Annotated in this window: 19 protein-coding genes; 11 read left to right on the top strand and 8 right to left on the bottom strand. The window is 64.0% G+C overall.

Annotation, left to right across the window (positions count from 1 at the left end; translation table 11 throughout):
• Positions 1–164: 164 nt before the first annotated feature.
• On the bottom strand, positions 165–1,139 hold the full coding sequence (locus AC629_RS29160; RefSeq protein ID WP_084808312.1) for a Bug family tripartite tricarboxylate transporter substrate binding protein: 975 nt from the start codon (positions 1,137–1,139) through the stop codon (positions 165–167).
• 126 nt (positions 1,140–1,265) lie between these two features.
• Here AC629_RS29160 and AC629_RS29165 point away from each other — a divergent pair, with 126 nt between their 5' ends.
• Together AC629_RS29165 and AC629_RS29170 are read left to right on the top strand one after the other, a co-directional pair.
• On the top strand, positions 1,266–1,676 hold the full coding sequence (locus AC629_RS29165) for a VOC family protein (RefSeq protein ID WP_084808313.1): 411 nt from the start codon (positions 1,266–1,268) through the stop codon (positions 1,674–1,676).
• 237 nt (positions 1,677–1,913) lie between these two features.
• Entirely contained in the window at positions 1,914–3,494 is a 1,581-nt protein-coding gene (locus AC629_RS29170; RefSeq protein WP_084808314.1) for an ATP-dependent acyl-CoA ligase, read from the top strand.
• A 104-nt stretch (positions 3,495–3,598) separates the two neighbouring features.
• Here AC629_RS29170 and AC629_RS29175 read toward each other — a convergent pair whose 3' ends face one another.
• From AC629_RS29175 to AC629_RS29190, 4 genes are all read right to left on the bottom strand, one after another.
• Positions 3,599–4,891, bottom strand: a complete 1,293-nt coding sequence (locus tag AC629_RS29175; RefSeq protein ID WP_084808315.1) for a cytochrome P450 — start codon at positions 4,889–4,891, stop codon at positions 3,599–3,601.
• Positions 4,892–4,975: 84 nt separating this feature from the next.
• Complete coding sequence (locus AC629_RS29180; protein WP_084808316.1) at positions 4,976–6,070, bottom strand: HD-GYP domain-containing protein; 1,095 nt, start codon at positions 6,068–6,070, stop codon at positions 4,976–4,978.
• A 309-nt stretch (positions 6,071–6,379) separates the two neighbouring features.
• Positions 6,380–8,665: a xanthine dehydrogenase family protein molybdopterin-binding subunit gene (locus tag AC629_RS29185; RefSeq protein ID WP_084808317.1), complete on the bottom strand. Its 2,286-nt coding sequence runs from the start codon at positions 8,663–8,665 to the stop codon at positions 6,380–6,382.
• Positions 8,662–9,153 carry a (2Fe-2S)-binding protein gene (locus AC629_RS29190; protein ID WP_084808318.1) on the bottom strand — a complete coding sequence of 164 codons (492 nt, stop codon included), beginning with the start codon at positions 9,151–9,153 and terminating at the stop codon, positions 8,662–8,664. The genes AC629_RS29185 and AC629_RS29190 overlap by 4 nt, the downstream gene beginning before the upstream one ends.
• Before the next feature lie 323 nt (positions 9,154–9,476).
• On the opposite strand from AC629_RS29190, the gene AC629_RS29195 reads away from it, so the two are divergent.
• From AC629_RS29195 to AC629_RS29205, 3 genes are all read left to right on the top strand, one after another.
• Positions 9,477–10,241, top strand: coding sequence for an alpha/beta fold hydrolase (locus AC629_RS29195; protein WP_084808319.1), 765 nt, complete (start codon positions 9,477–9,479; stop codon positions 10,239–10,241).
• Between the two features lie 24 nt (positions 10,242–10,265).
• A complete protein-coding gene (locus tag AC629_RS29200; protein WP_084808320.1) occupies positions 10,266–10,607 on the top strand; it encodes a hypothetical protein in 342 nt (113 codons plus the stop codon).
• Positions 10,608–10,771: 164 nt separating this feature from the next.
• Positions 10,772–11,443: a dienelactone hydrolase family protein gene (locus AC629_RS29205; RefSeq protein ID WP_084808321.1), complete on the top strand. Its 672-nt coding sequence runs from the start codon at positions 10,772–10,774 to the stop codon at positions 11,441–11,443.
• 141 nt (positions 11,444–11,584) lie between these two features.
• Here AC629_RS29205 and AC629_RS29210 read toward each other — a convergent pair whose 3' ends face one another.
• The 3 genes from AC629_RS29210 to AC629_RS29220 all read right to left on the bottom strand — a co-directional run bounded on the left by AC629_RS29210 (position 11,585) and on the right by AC629_RS29220 (position 13,536).
• Positions 11,585–12,307 (bottom strand): polysaccharide biosynthesis/export family protein, encoded by a 723-nt coding sequence (locus AC629_RS29210; protein WP_084808359.1) that lies wholly within the window; start codon positions 12,305–12,307, stop codon positions 11,585–11,587.
• A 125-nt stretch (positions 12,308–12,432) separates the two neighbouring features.
• The gene (msrA, locus tag AC629_RS29215) at positions 12,433–13,089 is read right to left on the bottom strand and encodes a peptide-methionine (S)-S-oxide reductase MsrA (protein WP_084808322.1); all 657 of its coding nucleotides are present in this window, start codon (positions 13,087–13,089) and stop codon (positions 12,433–12,435) included.
• Between the two features lie 129 nt (positions 13,090–13,218).
• Entirely contained in the window at positions 13,219–13,536 is a 318-nt protein-coding gene (locus AC629_RS29220) for a hypothetical protein (RefSeq protein ID WP_027563964.1), read from the bottom strand.
• A gap of 384 nt (positions 13,537–13,920) precedes the next feature.
• On the opposite strand from AC629_RS29220, the gene rpsT reads away from it, so the two are divergent.
• From rpsT to recF, 6 genes are all read left to right on the top strand, one after another.
• A complete protein-coding gene (gene rpsT / locus AC629_RS29225; RefSeq protein WP_084808323.1) occupies positions 13,921–14,187 on the top strand; it encodes a 30S ribosomal protein S20 in 267 nt (88 codons plus the stop codon).
• Between the two features lie 1,251 nt (positions 14,188–15,438).
• Positions 15,439–16,851: a chromosomal replication initiator protein DnaA gene (dnaA, locus tag AC629_RS29230; RefSeq protein WP_084808324.1), complete on the top strand. Its 1,413-nt coding sequence runs from the start codon at positions 15,439–15,441 to the stop codon at positions 16,849–16,851.
• Between the two features lie 62 nt (positions 16,852–16,913).
• Entirely contained in the window at positions 16,914–17,111 is a 198-nt protein-coding gene (locus AC629_RS45735) for a hypothetical protein (protein WP_143199531.1), read from the top strand.
• Positions 17,112–17,115: 4 nt separating this feature from the next.
• Positions 17,116–18,234: a DNA polymerase III subunit beta gene (gene dnaN / locus AC629_RS29235; RefSeq protein WP_084808325.1), complete on the top strand. Its 1,119-nt coding sequence runs from the start codon at positions 17,116–17,118 to the stop codon at positions 18,232–18,234.
• A 67-nt stretch (positions 18,235–18,301) separates the two neighbouring features.
• The gene (locus AC629_RS29240; protein WP_245332035.1) at positions 18,302–18,577 is read left to right on the top strand and encodes a GIY-YIG nuclease family protein; all 276 of its coding nucleotides are present in this window, start codon (positions 18,302–18,304) and stop codon (positions 18,575–18,577) included.
• 47 nt (positions 18,578–18,624) lie between these two features.
• Positions 18,625–19,761, top strand: a complete 1,137-nt coding sequence (recF, locus tag AC629_RS29245; protein WP_084808360.1) for a DNA replication/repair protein RecF — start codon at positions 18,625–18,627, stop codon at positions 19,759–19,761.
• Positions 19,762–19,951 lie beyond the last annotated feature (190 nt).

The raw sequence follows: 19,951 nt of genomic DNA on the forward strand, positions 1-19,951 counted from the left end.
CTTCCTCCCCACATTCGGTCGCCCTCATGCAGTTGCGCTTCACTTCGCTCGCCATGATCAGCTTACGATGGGACTTCCACCCACAAGAGTGCGCCCATGCTGGGCGCACCAAGAAAAAAGCCCTGCCAGACGGCAGGGCTCCATTCCCGGTCATCACAAGATCGCTACTCGACCTTCAGGCCGGCGAACTCGACGACCTTCTTCCACTTGGCGGTCTCGGCCTCGATCTCCTTGCCGAACGCCTCCGGTGTCAGCACCAGCGGATCACCGCCGAGCTCGACCAGACGCTTGGTCATGTCGGGCTCCTTCATGAGCGTGTTGATCTCATTGTTGAGCTTGGCGATGATCTCCTTTGGCATGTTCTTCGGCCCGCCGATGCCGAACAGCGCGCTCGCCTCGTAGTCCTTCACGGTCTCGCCGATCGGGGGCACGTCAGGCAGCTGCGGCGAGCGCTGGGCGGTAGTGACGCCGAGCGCGCGCAGAGAGCCGGAGCGGATGTGCTGGATGATCGAGGGCATGTTGTCGAAGATCACCTGCACCTGGCCGCCGAGCATGTCGGTGATCGCGGGGGCCGCACCACGATAGGGTACGTGCTGCATCTTGCAGCCGGTCATCGCCATGAACATCTCGCCAGACAGATGCACCGAGGTGCCGTTGCCGGAGGAGGCCATGTTCACCTTGCCGGGATTGGCCTTCACATATTCGATGAACTCGGCGACGGTCTTCGCGGGCACATCCTTGTTGACGGTCATCACGTTCGGCACGCGCTGAAATCCGGCAATCGGCGCGATGTCGCGGACGAAGTTGAACTTGAGGTTCGCGTAAAGCGTGGCGTTGATATAGTTGGCCGGATTGACCAGCAACACGGTGTAGCCGTCGGGCTCGGCATTCACGACGGATTCGGTACCGATATTGTTGCCGGCGCCCGGCTTGTTCTCGACCACGAATTGCTGGCCGAGCCGTTCCGACAGCCGCTGGCCGATCAACCGGGCCAGAATATCGGTGGCGCCGCCCGGCGGATAGCCGACCACGAACTTCACCGGCCGCGACGGATAGTCGGCGGCGAATGCCCTGGACAGCGGGCTGGCTGCAAGCGGACTGGCGGCGAGCAGGCCCAGCGCGGTACGGCGAGTGATCATCTGAAGGGTTCTCCCAACGTGTTGTTCTTGAAAGCCAGAAATCTTGAATGTGGCGTCGACGCGGTTGTAACAAAGCTTGCCAAAGGCGGGTAGTGCGCGGGGCGCATCACGACGAAAGGATAAGGCATGACGGTCAAGGTCGAGGCCCTCGATCATCTCGTGATCAACGTCGCCGACGTCGCGGCTACCGCCGAGTGGTATCGCAAGATCCTCGGCATGGAAGTCAAGGTGTTCGACCCAGGCGGCGGCAAAGCGCCGCGGACTTCTCTTCAATTCGGTAACCAAAAGATCAACGTCCGGCCGCGCGACGCCGACAAGGCGGAGTGGTTCACCGCCGACCACCAGACCGCCGGCAGCGAGGATTTGTGCTTCCTCACGTCCGCTGCGCCCGACGAGGTGGTGGCGCATTTGAAGGCACATGGCGTCGCGATCGAGGAAGGCCCGGTTCCCAAGCAGGGCGCCCGCGGCACGCTGCGTTCGGTTTATTGCAGGGATCCGGACGGCAGCCTGATCGAGATCTCGTCGTACGAGGATTGAGGGCGGCAGGGCCACGCCCCCTCAAGCACCGTCATTGCGAGGAGCCCTTGCGACGAAGCAATCCAGACTGTCCCCGCAGAGACAGTCTGGATTGCTTCGCTGCGCTCGCACTGACGGAGGAGAGAGTGCGGACTGCCGCATACGTCCCGCGATTTGCTCCCCGCGCCATCCGATGGCAGGAAGACGCAATAATCCAAAGGCGGCCGCCATCAAGATGCAGGCTGCATGGGAGGACGTATGCCTATTCAACACACCGCCGCCGGAATCGTAGGCCCTTTCGATGGGCTCGACGTGCCCTGGCTGCTGAAGATGCGGGCCGAGGTGCGCAGCTCACATCCGTTCCTGATCTGGGCACCGTTCGATGCGCCGGCACGGCACTGGAGCTATGGCGAATTTCACGAGCGGGTGGGCGCGCTCGCGGCGGGGCTCGCCAAGCGCGGCGTCAAGCCGGGCGAATATGTGCTCATTCATCTCGACAATTGCATCGAGGCGTTGCTCGCTTGGTTTGCCTGCGTCGAGCTCGGCGCCATCGCGGTGACCACCAACACCCGCTCCGCACCCGCCGAGATCGAATATTTTGCCGATCACTGCGGCGCGGTGGCCGCGATCACGCAGCCGGCCTATGCGGGAATCGTCGCACAGAACTGCCGCAACATTCGCTGGATGGCGGTGACCTCGCACGATGCCGGCGCGGCACCTGCGCAAGCGGTCTCGCGCGACGACAGCTTTGAGTCGTTGTTCGCCGACAGCGCCGACCGGCCGCGACGCGCAACCGATCCGTTGGCGCCGTGCAGCGTGCAGTACACGTCAGGCACGACATCGCGCCCGAAAGCGGTGCTTTGGACTCACGCCAACGCGCTGTGGGGCGCCAAGATCAATGCCGCACATGAGGACCTGCACGCAGGCGACGTGCACCAGACCTATCTGCCGCTGTTCCACACCAATGCGCTGGCCTATTCGATGCTGGCGACGCTGTGGGTCGGCGGCTCTTGCGTGATCCAGCCGCGCTTCTCCGCGAGCCGGTTCTGGCGCGCCGCGCGCGAGCACGGCTCGACCTGGACCTCGACTATACCGTTCTGCATGAAGGCGCTGCTCGAGCAGGAGATCCCGAAGGATCACAAGTTCCGCCTGTGGGGCTCCGCCATCAACGAGCCGCCGGCGTTTGCCGCCTTCGGCGTCAAGATCATCGGCTGGTGGGGCATGACCGAGACCATCACCCACGGCATCATCGGCGAGGTCGACCAGCCCAACATTCCCATGTCCATCGGTCGCGCCGCGCCGGAATACCAGATCCGCATCACCGACGATGACGGACAGCCGACCGCGGTCGGCGACACCGGTAATCTCTCGATCAAGGGAATCCCCGGCCTGTCGCTGTTCGCCGAGTATCTGCACAACGAGAAGGCGACGCGCGAAAGCTTCGATGAGCACGGCTTCTTCATCACCGGCGATCGTGTGGTACGGCTGGAGAACGGCTTCATCAGGTTCGGCGACCGCGCCAAGGACATGCTGAAGGTCGGCGGCGAGAACGTCGCGGCCTCCGAGATCGAGCAGGTGATCGCGGTCGTTCCCGGCGTGCGCGAGGCCGCGGTGGTGGCGAAGAAACATCCGATGCTGGATGAGGTGCCGGTGGTGTTCATCATCCCGCACGGCGGCGTCGCCGGCGCGCGGCCCGATCTGCATGACAGCGTGATGGCGGCGTGCCGCAAAGGCCTTGCCGACTTCAAGGTGCCACGCGAGATCAGGCTCGTCGACGACATGCCGCGCTCGACGCTGGAGAAGGTGGCGAAGGCGGAGCTGCGGAAGATGGTGGGGTAAGCACGGTGCCGTAGGGTGGGCAAAGGCGCAAAGCGCCGTGCCCACCATCTTTCCGCAGAGACAAAGGCGGTGGGCATGCTTCGCTTTGCCCACCCTACGCAAACTCACGCCACCTCGAACCTGATCGGCAACTTCTTCGGGCCGTTGACGAAATACGCCTGCGTCATCTTCACCTCGCCGTCGAGCGACACCGATTTCAGCCGCGGCAGAAGCTCTTCGAACAGGATGCGCATCTCGAGCTTTGCGAGATACTGGCCAAGGCAGAGATGGGCGCCATAGCCGAAGGCGACGTGGCGGTTCGGCTTGCGGTCGCTCCTGAACCGGTACGGCTCCTCGAACACCTCCTCGTCGCGATTGCCCGAGGCGTAGCACAGCATCAGCCAGTCGCCCTGCTTGATCTTGCGCCCGCCGAGCTCGGTATCCGCCGTCGCCGCGCGCATGAAATGTTTTACGGGCGTCATCCAGCGGATCGCTTCATCAACGAGGCCCGGGATCAATTCCGGATTGGCCTTGACCCTGGCGAACTCGGCAGGGTCCTTCGCCAAGGCCCAGATCGCGCCGGCAGTCGAGGATGAGGTGGTGTCGTGCCCGGCGGTCGCGACGATCATGTAGTAGCTGGTCGCGTCATGCTCCGGCATGTAGTCGCTACCGATCTTCGCATTCGCAATGACGGTAGCGAGATCGTCGCGCGAATTGGCGCGACGGTCCTCGGTGATCTTGCGGAAGTAGGCGGAAAAATCCTGCACCACCGCCTGCATCATCAGGGAGAACTGCTCGGCGGAAAGCTGCTCCTTGATGCGCGCCGTGTCGGGATCCTGGGGACCGAACAGCTCCTGCGTCAGGCGCAGCATACGCCGCTCGTCGGCCTCGGGAACGCCGAGAATCTCCATGATGACATGCAGGGGATAGCCGAGCGCGACATCCTCGACGAAGTCGCAGGCGCCGCCCCGCGCAAGCATGCGCGCCACGGTGGCGCGTGCGATCTCGCGGACACGCGGCTCGAACTTGCCGAGATTGGCGGGCATGAACCAGCCCTGGGTCAGCGCGCGGTATTTTGGATGATCCGGCGCTTCCATCTGCACCAGCGAGCGCACCAGGTTCGGCCCGCCGGTGATCTTTCGCACCCGCTCCTCGACCGAGCGTGTCGTCAACGTGGTCGGACGGTCGGCATTGTGAAACAGCTCGTTCTGCCGGCTGATGCTTTGGATATGCGCGTGCTTGGTGACGACCCAGAACGGATCAAAGCCATCCGGGCGAGCAATGCCGAGCGGATTATTCGCGCGCAGCCAGCGATAGGTGTCGTGGATACGGTCATCGGCATAGGCGGCCGGATTGACCAGGGTCGCCGCGATATCGGCGGGGATATCGAGATCGCCGCTCAAAGCCGTCGCATTCATGCGTTTGCCCCAGGTCCAGCTTGGCTGGTGTAGCTAACCCGGGCAGGACGTGTGAGGCTTGCGTCTAACGGCTGGGCAGAGCGCTCAGAATGACCCGAGCGCCACGGGCCGGAACGCCTGCAGCAACTGCTGATCCAGCTTGCGGCCCATGCCTTCCATCATCGTGAAGGCACGCGAATGGGTGAAGGGCATGCGGTAGGCGCGCCTCTCCACCAGGGCCCCGTAGATGTCGACGATCGTCGTCAGCCGCACGATGTCGCTGATCTGGTTCGATGAGAGGCCGTTCGGATAGCCGCTGCCGTCGAGGAATTCGTGGTGATGCAGCACGACGTCGAGCATCTCTGGCGGGAAGCCGCCCTGCTCGGCGAGCGCTTCGTAGCCGCGACGCGGATGCTCGCGGACCTCGGCCATCTCCTCGTCAGTGAGCTTGCCCGGCTTGTCGAGCAGCGCGGAGGGAACGAAGGCCTTGCCGACATCGTGCAGCAGCGCGGCGCGGGTCAGCCGTCGCTGATCGTCCTCGCGCATGCCGAGATGCTGCGCGAAGGCGACGGCAAAGCCGGTGACGAACAGGCAATGCCGATAGCTGCCGACGTGGTGACAGCCGACCGTGGTGAGCCATTCGCGCAGCGAGGAGTGCTTGATCGCTTTCAGGATCTTGCTCTCGGAGGCGATGACGTCGTCGAAGGTCAGGGGCACGCCGAGCGGCAGCTTCTCGAACATCTTTGTCAGTACCGCATGCGCCGCCTCGACGCCGCGATTGAGCGTCTTGCCGCGATCGGTCGCGTCATAGGCGGCGGTGTCCGGGAACGCGGCGCGGATGCGCTGCAGAATCGCGTCGGGCTGAAACGGCCGCGAAATCGTATCGGTGGCGCCGAGCGCCCAGGCCTGCATGGTGCCGTGGTGCAAGGCGTCTGCCAGCACGAACAGCCGCGGCATCGAGCTATAGGCGTCGGCGCGCAGCTTGTTGCGCACGCGCTGCACGCTTTCGGGCGAGCGCAGGTTGATGTCGACCACGATGCCGGAAAGATCGCGCGACGGCTGCTCGGGAATGTCATGGGTCGCGACTGTCGAGACGTCACCGACCGCCTTCAGGATGCTGGCGAGCTCGCTGCTCGAATCGCCCTGGTCGGAAGCGAGCAGAAGCCTGCGTTTGGCGGCGGGTTTGGCTGAGGCGTTCATGGCTTCCCCAAAACATGGGAGTGTATTTGGCGTCAGCCTAAGCCGGATCAGGTTCTCCGGGCCTTAAGAGGCGTGCTCAATGGAACCCTGTGGAATTGGGCGCAATTTTACGGATTTGCCTGCGCAGTCGGCTCCCAGCAAAACCGCGAAAACAACCCCATGCAAAGTAAACCGGCCATTGATGCATAAGGGGATTTTTCTCCGTCATGGCCGGGCATGACGGCAAATATGGAGATGCCGGACACCCAAAAGAAATCCGCCGGAGGTTGCCCTCCGGCGGACCATTTCACGTCACGATCTCAGCCCGGCTTACGCCTTCATCGCGCCCTTCACGGCTTCAGCCGTGATCGGCAGCGCCCGCACCCGGGCACCGGAGGCGTTAAAGATGGCATTGCCGATCGCGGGGGCGACGACCGTCACCGCGGGCTCGCCGACGCCGGTAGCCTTCTCGCCATTCGCGATCACGGCAACCGCGACCTCCGGCACCTGGCTCATGCGCAAGGGCTTGTAGCTGTCGAAGTTGGTCTGTTCGATGCCACCGTCCTTGAGCGTTGCCTTCTCGTACAACGCCAGTGACAGGCCCCACAGCGCCGCGCCCTCGACCTGGGCATGGATGTTGTCGGGATGCACCTGCGTGCCGACGTCAGTTGCGACCGTGAGTTTTTTCACGGTCACCTCGCCCGACGGCGCCACTGCGACATGGGCGACACAGGCCGTCCAGCTCGCGGTTGCGCGCTCCTGCGACGAGACACAGGCGACGCCCATGCCCTCGCCTTTCGGCAACTGCTTGGTGCCGTAGCCGGAGAGCCCCATCGCGGCGAGCAGCGTGTTGCGCAGCCGCTGCGCGCCGCCGTCGTTTTTGCCCTTGCCGTCGAGCAACGCGATGCGGAACTGCGCCGGGTCCTTGCCGGTCGCAGCCGCGATCTCGTCGATCATGCTTTCGACCGCCCAGAAGGTCCAGCCCGGCGCCACCGAGCGGAGCTGGCCCGACGGCGTGGCGTTGTGCGCGAGCTCGTTCTTGATCGCGCGCACATAATGGTTGGGCAGGGTGTAGAAGAAGTCCGCACCGTTCACCGTGAAGGAGTCGAGCGGGCCCTTCTTGTCGACCGAGGGCGTGAGGAAGTCAGGGATTCCCCAGCGCGCGGTCGGCCAGGCCGAGACCACGTCGTGGCTGAGTGCAACGAGCTTGCCGTCGCCGTCCACGCCGGCCTTTACCTTTTGATAGGTGAGCGGACGCGAGAAATCCATCGTCATGTCGTTCTCGCGCGTGTAGATCACCTTCACCGGCTTGCCGATGGCCTTCGCCGCCTGCACGGCCGGCACCATCATGTCGGCATCGAGCCTGCGGCCGAAACCGCCGCCGAGCCACATCTGGTGCATAACCACGAACTTCGGATCGATCCCGGCGGCGCCCGCCGCGATCGCGCCGGAGCGCGTCGCGAACTGATTGCCGGAATAGATGTGCAGGATGTCGCCCTTGAACTCCGCGGTGGCGTTCATCGGCTCCATTGGCGCATGGATGTTGATGCTGGTGGTATACTCCGCCTCCAGCACCTTTGCGGCCGAGCCAAACGCTGCGTTCGGATCGCCGTCCTTGACGAAGAACTGGCCGGAATCATCCAGGCCCTGCAGCCGTTTTGCTTCATCAAGCAGTGACTGGCTCGACAGCTTTGCGTTCGGCCCGCCGTCATAGCTGACCTTCAGCGCCGCCGCGGCCTTCTTCGCGTTGGCATAGGTGTTGGCCACCGCGACCACCCAGCCCGACGTGGTCTGGGTCTTGTCGTCGAGGGTGACCGCCTTGATGAAGCCCGGCACCTTCTTCGCATCGCTGTCGTCGACCGATTTCACCGTGGCGCCGAAGCGCACCGGCGGCGTGACCACCGCGCCATAGGCCATGCCCGGCAGCATCACGTCGATGCCGTACTTTGCCGTGCCGTTGGTCTTGGAGGGGATGTCGAGCTGCGGCACCGACACGCCGATCATGGTGTACTGATCCGGCGTCTTCAGCTTGATCGCCTTGAGCTCGTCCGGCGTGAAGGTTTTCGTCGCCTTGCCGCTCTTGACGATGTCGGCGAACGACATCTGCTTCTTCGACTTCGGATGCGAGATCACGGAATTGCGCACCACGAGCTCTGACGCCGGCACACCCATTGCGGCAGCCGCGCCCTCGGTCAACGCCATGCGCCCCGCGGCGCCCGCGCGGCTCATGGCGTCAAAGTTCATCATGGTCGACCAGCTTCCGCCGGTGATCTGCGCGCCCAGCACGGGGTCGTTGAACTTCGGATCGTTGGAGGCGAGCGAAACGCGCATGTCGCTCCACTTCGCACCCAACTCCTCGCAGACGATCTGCGCCATGGTGGAGGCGATGTGCTGGCCCATGTCGGCCTTGCCGCAGGTCACGGTGACCAGGCCATCGGGCGCGATCGCATACCACACGCTCGGCTCGAAATTCGCGGGAGCGGCAGCAAGCGCCTCACCAACGCCGGGCACGCCGGCATAGCCGAGCACGAGGCCGGTCGCGGCCGTGCCGACGAGGAAAGAACGGCGGCTGAGATCGGTCGTCTCGGATGTGACGTTTTTCACGTGCTGATTCATGTGGGCCTCCGCTCGTTGCCGGAGGCGGATGCGGTGCGCATCTCGGTTGCAGCGCGCATGATCGCCTTCTGGATCCGCGAATAAGTCATGCAACGGCAGAGATTGCCGTCCATATGCGCCACGACCTCTTCCTTGGTCGGATTGGGATTCTTCGCAAGCAACGAAGCCGCCTGCATGATCTGCCCGGACTGGCAGTAGCCGCATTGCGGCACCTGCTCGGCGATCCACGCCTTCTGCAGCGGATGATCGCCCTTGGCGGAGAGACCTTCGATGGTGGTGATCTTCTTGCCGGCGACATCGCCGACCATGGTCTGGCACGAGCGCACGGCTTCGCCGTTGACGTGCACCGTGCAGGCGCCGCACAGCCCGGCTCCGCAGCCGAACTTGGTGCCGGTCATCTGCAATTGCTCGCGGATGGCCCAGAGGAGCGGCGTGTCGTTCGCCGCATCCACGGACATACTCCGCCCGTTGATGGTGAGAGTTGGCATAGGCGTCTTCCCCTGCCGGTGCATGAAGCCGCTTACGGCGGCAACTTGTGTTGGCGGACGCCCACCGGGCCGGCGCGCGCCTTGGTAGCAAGAATGATCGCGTTCACGTGTCGTGGCAAATGCAATTTGGAATCGATCGAAACTATCTCGACACCTGCTCGTTGTGCGTTGCGACAACAGCGCTGGCGCAGCGACTGAACACAACAGACAGCGTCAGACTTCGTGCCAGACATGCATGGCATCCCGTTCGAGCAGTTTCTTCCAGGTAACCGGTCGGGCTAGGATCGACGCGAAACAACGACGAACAAAGAGGGCGGGAAACAATGCCAAGGATCGATCGGGACGGCGTCGGGATCTACTACGAGGTCCATGGCGAGGGTCCGCCATTGCTGCTGACCCACGGTTATTCCTCGACCTCGGCGATGTGGCATGGCCAGGTCGATGCGCTCGCCAAGAACCACAAGCTCATCTTGTGGGACATGCGGGGCCACGGCCAGTCCGATTATCCCGATGACCCCAAAGCCTATAGCGAAGCTCTGACCGTCGGCGACATGGCGGCGATCCTCGATGCGGTCGGCGCCGAGCGCGCGATCATCGGCGGGCTGTCGCTCGGCGGTTACATGTCGCTCGCCTTCACCCGCGCCCATCCGCAGCGCACCCGCGCACTGCTGATCATCGACACCGGGCCGGGCTTCAAGAAGGACGACGCGCGCGAGGCCTGGAACACGCGCGCGCTCGCCACCGCCGACAAGCTGGATCACGAAGGCCTCGAGGTCCTGAAAGCGGCGACCCGCGAACGCGCCACGGCGAGCCATCGCAATGCCAAGGGACTGGCACTTGCGGCGCGCGGCATGCTGACCCAGCGCGACGCGCGCGTGATCGAGCTGTTGCCCGACATCAAGGTGCCGTCGCTGATCGTGGTCGGCGCCGACGACGCGCCGTTCCTGGCGGCGTCCGACTACATGGCCGCAAAGATCCCCGGCGCACAAAAGGTCGTGATCCCGGCCGCCGGCCACGCCGTCAACATCGATCAGCCGCAGGCTTTTGTTGACGCGGTACTGCCTTTCCTGAAGAACTTGCCGCGATAGGCTGGCCGGACAAGGACACAGGCAATGAAGCGAGCGATGTTGGCTGCGGGTGTGGTGGCGACGCTTCTCTCTGCGTCTGCGCAGGCCGAGCCGTTTAACACTGCGCCGTCTCGCAAGCCTTTCGTTGCGACATTGTCGAACAACACACCGCTTGCTTTCGGGATGGACGCCGAGCAGACCGCGCGCGCACTTGGGCAACCCCTGCAGTACGTTCGCGGGCGCCCGGGCAACGAGATCTATCTCGCCCTGCGCAACATCGGCGGCAGCGGATTGATCCCCTACCGCCATCGCCTGTTCCTGCAATTCCGCCACGGTCGACTGGCGGGATGGAAGGAAGACTACGGCGAAAACTGGATGTGGGAGTAGCTCGTTCTCCTCATGGAGAGGAGCGGCGAAGCCGCGTCTCGAACCATGAAGGCCAGGCTCTCGCGTCTCGGCCTGCATCCTTCGAGACGCGCTGACGCGCTCCTCAGGATGAGGGGAGATAGCTGAGGCTTCGGATCAAAGATCAACCAAGAAGGACAACCCGCGTGGGACAAGACATCAAACTGACGGCCTCCGACAATTTTCAGCTCGGCACCTATCGCGCTGATCCCGCAGGTGCCCCGAAGGGCGCAGTGGTGGTGATCCAGGAGATCTTCGGGGTCAATCACCACATCCGCTCGGTCTGCGACCGCCTCGCCAGCGAAGGCTATGTCGCGATCGCGCCGTCGATCTTCGACCGCACCTCGCCGAACTTCCAGTCGGGCTATACGCCCGACGAAATCGCCGAGGCGCGCAAATTCGTCGCCAATCCCGATTGGGCGGCGATGCTGCGCGACACGCAAGCGGCGATCGATGCGGTGAAGAACGTCGGGCCGGTCGGCATCATCGGCTTTTGCCTGGGCGGCAGCGTCGCCTTTGCCGCCGCGACGCGGCTATCGGGCCTGAAGGCCGCCATCGGCTATTACGGCGGCGCGGTCGTGCGCTTTGCCGACGAGACGCCCAAGGCACCGACGCAGTTGCATTTCGGTGAGAAGGACCAAGGTATTCCCCTCGCCGACGTCGAGACCATCAAGGCGAAGCGGCCGGATGTGGAGGTCTTCATCTACCCCGGCGCCCAGCACGGCTTCCACTGCGACGAGCGGCCGAGCTACGACAAGGCCAGCTCCGACATCGCCTGGCCGCGCAGCCTGGACTTTTTCGCGAAGCATTTGAAATAGCGCGCGGCCGTCTCACTCCGCTGTCATTCCGGGATGCGCCGCGAAGCGGTGCAGGCCCGGAATCCATCGGGCCGCGGAGTTGGTGGCGCGATGGATTCCGGGTTCGCGCTACGCGCGCCCCGGAATGACGGAAAGACTTGCTTAGAACCAGCGCTCGCCGACGAACACGGTATCGCCGGGGCTCAAGGGTGTGCCGAGCGGCACGGCGGCGCGCACGGAGCCGCCGGCTTCGGTGTGCGTGACGGTGACCACGTCGCGCTTGGCGCGGGGCGAGAAGCCGCCGGCGATGGCGACCGCGCTTTCGACCGTCATGTTCGGCACGTAGGGGTATTGGCCGGGCGCCGTGACCTCGCCGAGAATGAAGAACGGGCGATAGGCCTCGATCTCGACGGCAACCGAAGGCTCGCGGATGTAGCCGTTGCGCAGCCGCGCGGCGATTTCGCCGGCGAGGCCCGCCGTGGTGCGGCCACGCGCCGGCACCGCGCCGATCAGCGGCATGGTGATCGAACCGCCGGCGTCGATGGCGTAGCTGTTGGTGAGTCCTTCCTGGCCGTAGACGACGACGCGGAGCTTGTCGCCGGCATCGAGATGGTAGCGAACCGGCGCCGCCATCGGCGCGCCGTAACCGACCGGCATGGGCGCAGGCGAAGAAGCAAAGGAATTGCGCAGCGCGCCGATCGCGCCGCCGCCATCGGCAACGACAACCGGCTGCGGAGCACTGTGGGGCTGGCCATAAGCCATGGAGTCGAGATCGGGGCGCGGCTGCACCATCGCGACGGGGCCGGCGGTCTGCATGCAGCCGCCAAGGGCCAGCGCGGCGTACGCTGCCAAGATCGACCATCGAAACGCGCGTGCAACCGGCACTTGAGCCATCCCCGAAAACGAGACAGCTCCACTCTTGCACTCGGTATGGTTAACAAAGGGTTTTCGGGAGGACACCACCCTCCCCTGGAGGGGAGGGTAAGTAACGTGCACCGTCTCGATTGCGCTTACGCGCTTACCCCGACCCCGATCGGGCAGGACACGCCGGTGCCGCCGAGGCCGCAATAGCCGGCGGGATTCTTTGCCAGATATTGCTGATGGTAGTCTTCGGCGAAATAGAACGGGCCGGCGGGTGCGATCTCGGTGGTGATGGCGCCGAGACCCTTGGCAGCAAGCGCCTTCTGATAGAGTGCCTTCGACTCCTCGGCCGCCCTCTTCTGCGCGTCAGAGTAAGTGTAGATCGCGCTTCGGTACTGCGTGCCGACATCATTGCCCTGACGCATGCCCTGCGTCGGGTTGTGGCTCTCCCAGAACGTCTTCAAGAGCTTCTCATAGGAGATCTTGTTCGGATCGAACACGACCAGCACCACTTCGGTGTGGCCGGTGCGTCCCGAACAGGTCTCTTCATAGGTCGGGTTCGGCGTGTGACCGCCGGCATAGCCGACAGCGGTGGCGTAAACGCCATCGCCGAGCTCCCAGAATTTGCGCTCGGCGCCCCAGAAGCAGCCGAGGCCGAACACCGCCTGCTCGAGGCCTGCAGGATAAGGCGGCTGCAACTTTGCGCCGTTGACGAAATGAATGGTCGCGGTCGGAATGGCTTGCGCACGGCCCGGCAGCGCTTCGGCTGCGCTCGGCAATGCGGTGGTCTTGCGCATGAACAGCATGGACGGATCTCCGGAAACGAGCTGTCGCATCGCGTGAGCCAGGCGCTCAGGCGGCGTGCTCGCGATCAGTTGGAATATAGGCAACTACGCAGGAAGGGGCAGCCCCGTTACGCCGCACGAGTGCGGCGCTCAATCCCGGGAATAACCGATCAAGGGCTTGCGCGGCCGGAACAGGATCATCAGCAGGATGCCCAGAATGCCGAGGACAGCGAAAACCGGCTGATCCAGCACCAGGCGGATGACCGAGGTCCAGAGCCAGGGGGCCTTGGCCTCGACCCAGGTCCGGAATGCCGACTGGCTGGCCTGATTGATGTCGTTCCAGAACTGGCCGAACCGGGTGAACCGCAGGGTCTGGTCGGCCACCCAGCGGGCGCCGTCATAGACCATGAAGATGAACCCGCCGGCGAGCAGCAACAGCCCAATCAGTCGGAAAAACCCGCGGATCATGCCTCACCCTCTATGGTCGTCCGAACGGATGACCCGAAAGACGCCGCCAGCCAATACCCGGAGGACGGCAGAAATTCAACCACTTCAGGGCGTTACGGAGCCCATCCGGCCCGCCTGGGGCCCGTGTTCCGGGCCTGGAAAGCGTTGACGGTGCCGCAGACCCTCTCTATAAGGGCGCCAACTGGCGGTGGGCGCAATCCTGCCGCCGCTGTTCTTTGAGCAGTTGCAGGCTCCTTGAGCCTCAGAGATGGTCGCAAGTCCGTCGCTCATGTTCCGGGGACAGCCTAGCAACCGAACACCCTAAATCCGAGCGTCGATTAAGCGGTCAAGCAGCCGGCGCTACCCGACCAAAACGCGACCGGTACCGCAAAGGACATTGAGACCATGGCCAACACCACTTCCGCCAAGAAAGCGACGCGCAAGATCGCCCGCCGCACCGCCGTCAACAAGTCGCGCCGCACCCAGATGCGCGGCGCCGTGCGCAACGTCGAAGAAGCAATCAAGACCGGCGATCGCGCCGCCGCCGTCAAGGCGCTGGCGAGTGCCGAGCCCGCCCTGATGCGCGCCGCCCAGCGCAACATCATTCACAAGAACAACGCCAGCCGCAAAGTCTCGCGGCTCACCGCGCAGATCGCCAAGCTCGCCAAGTAATGGCGAGCTGATCCGTCGATCGACGGATCGAACATCGCGCTCGTCAAATCAGCCCGGCATCGCGCCGGGCTTTTTTGTTGCCTGTCATATTCGCAAGAGCAGTCGCGCGACGGCCAATCAACGATCGGAAGATTTGCATCGCCGGCACCACGACGCGTCAGCCAGTCTTACCGCGGGTGATTTTGCAACAGCGGAAACTTTCACTGCGCTGCGAAAAACTCCTGCGGCACGGGCACAAATGCAATCGCCGGGCAAGAGAGCTTTTCACACCACAGATTCACAGCGCCGGAGTTACCCTGTGAAACGAGACTCGAAAAACGATGTTTGGATAATCACTTATCCACATAGCGAGGCCAAGCATTTGGAAAATGACCTCGCGCGGGACGTGCGTGAAGGTTTTGTAAAATATTTTTGGCTGCTGTCCGTCAATTGTCACACAGCGCGTTTGGTTTTCGAATCTGCGCACGGATTCAAAAACTTGCTCTCAAGCTTGTGCACAAGTCGCGCGCGGCGTTAACGCAGTTCAAGTTTTTAGATGCCGCGAGTCTGAATCAATTCCGTTGCGAGTCTTTCGGCTTAGTGTATTCCTTAAGCCGTTCGCGGCGCCCACGATCTTGAGACCAGCGCGGTTTTGGAATCGGGGCGAGCGTGCAAATCGGCGGCGGTGTGCACGTTGGCGACGCTTCAACAAGCGATTGTCGGTACAAAACCCATAGCAATGTGGGAACGGTAGCTCTTTGTCTGAATGTCTCCAGGCGAGATCTTATGCATCTCGCTCGCGCCAAGCGCAAAAGGGGGAAAGTGAGAGACACAATGAAGCTACCCGACATGCGCGACGGCGAAGCCGGGTGAACGATTAGTGCAGACGGGCAGGACATCCGTAACGGAGTTTCCGGTGTGGTTGTCTTCAGGACACGTAGTACCTTGCCGTGAGCGATCACGGCAGGACGGGGAGGTATCATGTCTAACGGACTCAACGCGGTATTGAATCACACTTCCAATTCCAACGATGCCGTTCTAGATAAGTCCGACCTCCAGCCTCCGGCGTGTGACGAAGCGCCGAGTACGCGCTGACCTCGCGACCCCTCCATCTCTGACATCGCTGATCGGACGCGGCGTTTCCGCCGAACGGTCGAGCCATGTCTGACGATGGACTCGCTTTGAGGTCGCGCCATGACAGGAACCCTGATGGCAGGAACCCTGCATGGCGCTCACAACGCAACTTTACCTCTCAAGAGAAGTTTTTTTACGATGAACACATCGGAACAGGATCGCTGGTCGCGCGTGAAGGGTCGGCTGCGCTCGAGCGTTGGTGAAGACGTCTATACGAGCTGGTTTGCACGCATGGACCTCGAGGGTGTGCAGGACGAGAGCGTGCGGCTCTCGGTTCCGACGCGCTTTCTGAAGAGCTGGATTCAGGCTCATTACGCCGAGCGCGTGTTGTCGTGCTGGCAGGCCGAAATGCCGGAGGTGCATCGCATCGATCTCACCGTTCGTTCGGCGGTGCGCCCGGTCGTGCAGCAGAAGGAAGCACCGGCGCCGGTCGAGACGCGACGCGTCCCCGCACCGGAGCTGCGCTCGACTGCGACTGCACCGGTCTCGGCCAATCACGATGCGCTCGGCGGCTCGCCGCTCGATCCGCGCCTGACCTTTGCAAGCTTCGTCGTCGGTCGTTCCAACACGCTGGCGCATGCGGCAGCGCGCCAGGTGGCAGAAGGACGTCGCGGTGATCCCGTGATGTTCAACCCGCTCTACATCCATGCCGGCGTCGGCCTCGGCAAGACGCATCTGTTGCAGGCGGTGACCTGGGCCGGCAATTCCGGCAACGAGCGCAAGGTTCTCTATCTCACCGCGGAAAAATTCATGTACGGCTTCGTCGCCGCGCTGAAGACGCAGACGGCGCTCGCCTTCAAGGAAGCGCTGCGCGGCATCGACGTGCTCGTGATCGACGACCTCCAGTTCCTGCAGGGCAAGTCGACGCAGGCCGAGTTCTGCCACACGCTGAACGCGCTGATCGACGCCGGCCGCCAGGTCGTGATCGCGGCCGACCGTCCGCCGTCCGATCTCGAAAGCCTGGATGATCGCGTGCGCTCGCGGCTGGCCGGCGGTCTCGTGGTCGAGATGGGCTCGCTCGGCGAGGAGCTGCGGCTCGGCATTCTCAAATCGCGCGTCGCCGCCGCCCGCACCCATCATGCGACCTTCGACGCACCGGAGGAGGTGCTGAATTATCTGGCGCGCACCATCACCCATAACGGCCGCGATCTCGAAGGCGCGATCAACCGGCTTCTTGCCCACTCGAAGCTGAACAACCAGCCGGTGACGCTGGAGATGGCCGAGCGCGAGGTACGCGACCTGGTCCGGCCGCAGGAGCCGAAGCGGATCAAGATCGAGGACATCCAGCGCATCGTGGCGCGGCAGTATAATGTCAGCCGCTCCGACCTCCTGTCCTCGCGCCGGACCGCCAACGTGGTCCGCCCGCGGCAAGTGGCGATGTACCTCGCCAAGACGCTGACCCTGCGCTCGCTGCCGGAAATCGGCCGCCGTTTCGGGGGGCGCGACCACACCACGGTGCTGCACGCCGTACGCAAGATCGAGTCCCTGGTCTCCAAGGACACGGCGCTGTCGGAAGAGGTCGAGTCGCTGAAGCGCCAGCTTCAGGAATAAGCGCAAAAATCTCCCCCATTCCCGATCCCCCCCGCCGCCCCGGCCACGCCTGGGCGGCGGCATTGCTTTTGCCGGTAAATCGTGGGGAACTGCACCCCAATCCCTTGAAACGGATGGCTTTCCGCGCCACCTTGCACGACCTCGGCGGCTTTGGTCATATCGGCTGGATGATCCGGCTTTCCGGGGTCTTCGGTGCCGTGGCGCGCTTCCGGCCGCCCGGCTTTTCCATCGCTTTTCCATCTTGGGGATCGGGCGGGTAGTGCAATGAAGGTTACGGTCGAACGCGCGCAACTCCTGAAGTCGCTGGGCCATGTCCACCGCGTGGTCGAGCGCCGCAACACGATTCCGATCCTCGGCAACGTGCTGGTCCGCGCCGAGAACGCGAAATTATCGCTCAAGGCGACCGATCTCGACCTCGAGGTGACGGAGACACTCGCCGCAGAAACCGCGACCGCGGGCTCCACCACCGTGCCGGCGCACATGTTCTACGACATCGTGCGCAAGCTGCCGGACGGCTCGCAGATCGTGCTCGAGGCCGACGGCGACCGCGCCGTGCTGGCGATCCGCGCCGGCCGCTCGCGCTTCACGCTCCAGACCCTGCCGGAGAATGATTTCCCGGATCTCGCGGCCGGCGACATGTCGCATTCGTTCTCGCTCGCCGCCAAGGACGTCAAGCGGCTGATCGACCGCACCCAGTTCGCGATCTCGACCGAAGAGACGCGCTATTATCTCAACGGCATCTATCTGCACGCCGCCGGCACCGCCACTGCCGCGACCCTGCGCGGCGTCGCCACCGACGGCCACCGCCTCGCCCAGCTCGATCTGGTTCAGCCGCAGGGAGCGGCCGGCATGCCCGGCGTGATCGTGCCGCGCAAGACCGTCGGCGAGGTGCAGCGCCTGATCGAGGACACCGAGGCCGAGATGACGATCGAGCTGTCGCAGGCCAAGATCCGCTTCATCATCGGCAATGTGGTGCTGACCTCGAAGCTGATCGACGGCACCTTCCCCGATTATGGCCGCGTCATCCCGCAGGGCAACGACAAGGAACTCGTCGTCGACAAGAAGGATTTCGAGAACGCGGTCGACCGCGTTTCGACGATTTCGAGCGAGCGCGGCCGCGCGGTAAAACTGTCGCTGTCGGCGGGCAAGCTGGTGCTGTCGGTGACCAATCCGGATTCCGGAAGCGCGACCGAAGAGCTCGAGGTCGAATACGCCTCGGACGCCCTCGATATCGGCTTCAACTCGCGCTATCTGCTCGACATCGCCGCCCAGATCGAAGGCGACGTCGCAATTCTCAAGCTCGCCGACCCCGGCTCGCCGACCCTGGTCCAGGACCGCGACGACAAGAGCGCCCTCTACGTGCTGATGCCGATGCGGGTGTGAGGATATTTCTCCCTCTCGTCATGGCCGGGCTTGACCCGGCCATCCATCGAACAAGATGACCTAATGGGTGTACATTCTCGCCAGCAAGCCCGGTGGAACACTCTACATCGGCGTCACGAACAATCTGGTCCGACGCGTTTACGAACATCGCGAAGGTCTGACAGACGGCTTCACCAAACGTTACGGGGTGAAGACTCTGGTCTATTTCGAGGCGCACGAAACAATCGCCGCTGCCCTTCAGCGCGAAAAGAACATGAAACACTGGTCACGCGAGTGGAAGATCGATCTGATCGTGAAGAACAATCCCGCGTGGCAAGACCTATATGATGAAATTGCCTGCTGACGCGGGCGATGGATTGCCGGGTCAAGCCCGGCAATGACGAAGATAACATGACCCCCTCCCGCATTCATCGCCTGACGCTGACGCATTTTCGCAATTACCGGGCGGCGGGGCTCGAGACGGCGGCTGACATGGTGGCGCTGGTCGGGCCGAATGGGGCGGGCAAGACCAATTGCATCGAGGCGATCTCGTTCCTCTCGCCGGGTCGCGGCTTGCGGCGCGCCACGCTGGAAGACGTTGCCGACAATCAGGGCGACGGCTCCTGGGCAGTCTCGGCGCAGGTCGAGGGCGCGCTCGGGCTCGCCACGCTCGGCACCGGCATCGACGCGCCGCGCACTGATGCCGCGGTCAGCCGGCGCTGCCGCATCGACCGCGAGCCGGTCAATTCAGCGGCCGCCTTCGGCGACCGCATCCGCATGGTGTGGCTGACGCCGGCGATGGACGGGCTGTTCATGGGCGCGGCCTCCGAGCGGCGGCGCTTCTTCGACCGCCTGGTGCTCGCCCTCGACAACGAGCATTCCAGCCGCATCAACGCGCTCGAACGCTCCTTGCGCTCTCGCAACCGCCTGCTCGAGACGCGCAATTACGACGACCATTGGTGTGATGCGATCGAGCGCGAGACCGCGGAGCTTGCGGTCGCGGTCGCGGCAACGCGCGGCCAGACCGCGGCGCGGCTGACAGGGATGCTGAATTCGCGCGCACAGGCATCCGCCTTTCCCTCGGCGCAAATTGCGCTCGACGGCTGGATGGAGAACGCGCTGCTCACCGAGACCGCGACGTCGGTCGAGGACCGCTACCGCCAGATCCTGCGCGACAACCGACCGCGCGACGCCATTGCCGGCCGCACCACCGACGGCCCGCACCTCACCGATCTCCAGGTGATCTATGCGCCGAAAAGCATGCCGGCACGCGATGCCTCGACCGGCGAGCAGAAGGCGCTGCTGATCGGCCTCGTGCTGGCGCATGCGACGTTGGTCGCCGAGATGACCGGCATCGTACCGCTGCTGCTGCTCGACGAGGTCGTCGCCCATCTCGATCCGAACCGGCGCGCGGCGCTGTTCGACGAGCTGCGCAAGCTCGGCGCACAGGTCTGGCTGACCGGCGCGGACCCGGCCGCGTTTGCCGAGATTGGCGCCGGCGGCGAGGTCTTTGACGTCGAGAGCGGGCGGGTGTCGGCCCGGCGCTAGACTTCCCCATTGAACCGGACCGTTTTCCGCCGCGACTAGCTGTCTGAGGCCGCGCCGGCGTGTCGCAGCCGCTGCAATCGCGCGATGACACTCGAAACGTGCGACATCCCTGGAGAGTGAGATGCGGACGGTAAGGCCCCGGGGCGCAAGCTCCGGCACGATGGCCGGCGTTTGCGTGCGGCCTCTTCTT

Origin of the sequence: Bradyrhizobium sp. NAS80.1 (genome assembly GCF_001908205.1) — a bacterium.
GTDB lineage: Bacteria > Pseudomonadota > Alphaproteobacteria > Rhizobiales > Xanthobacteraceae > Bradyrhizobium.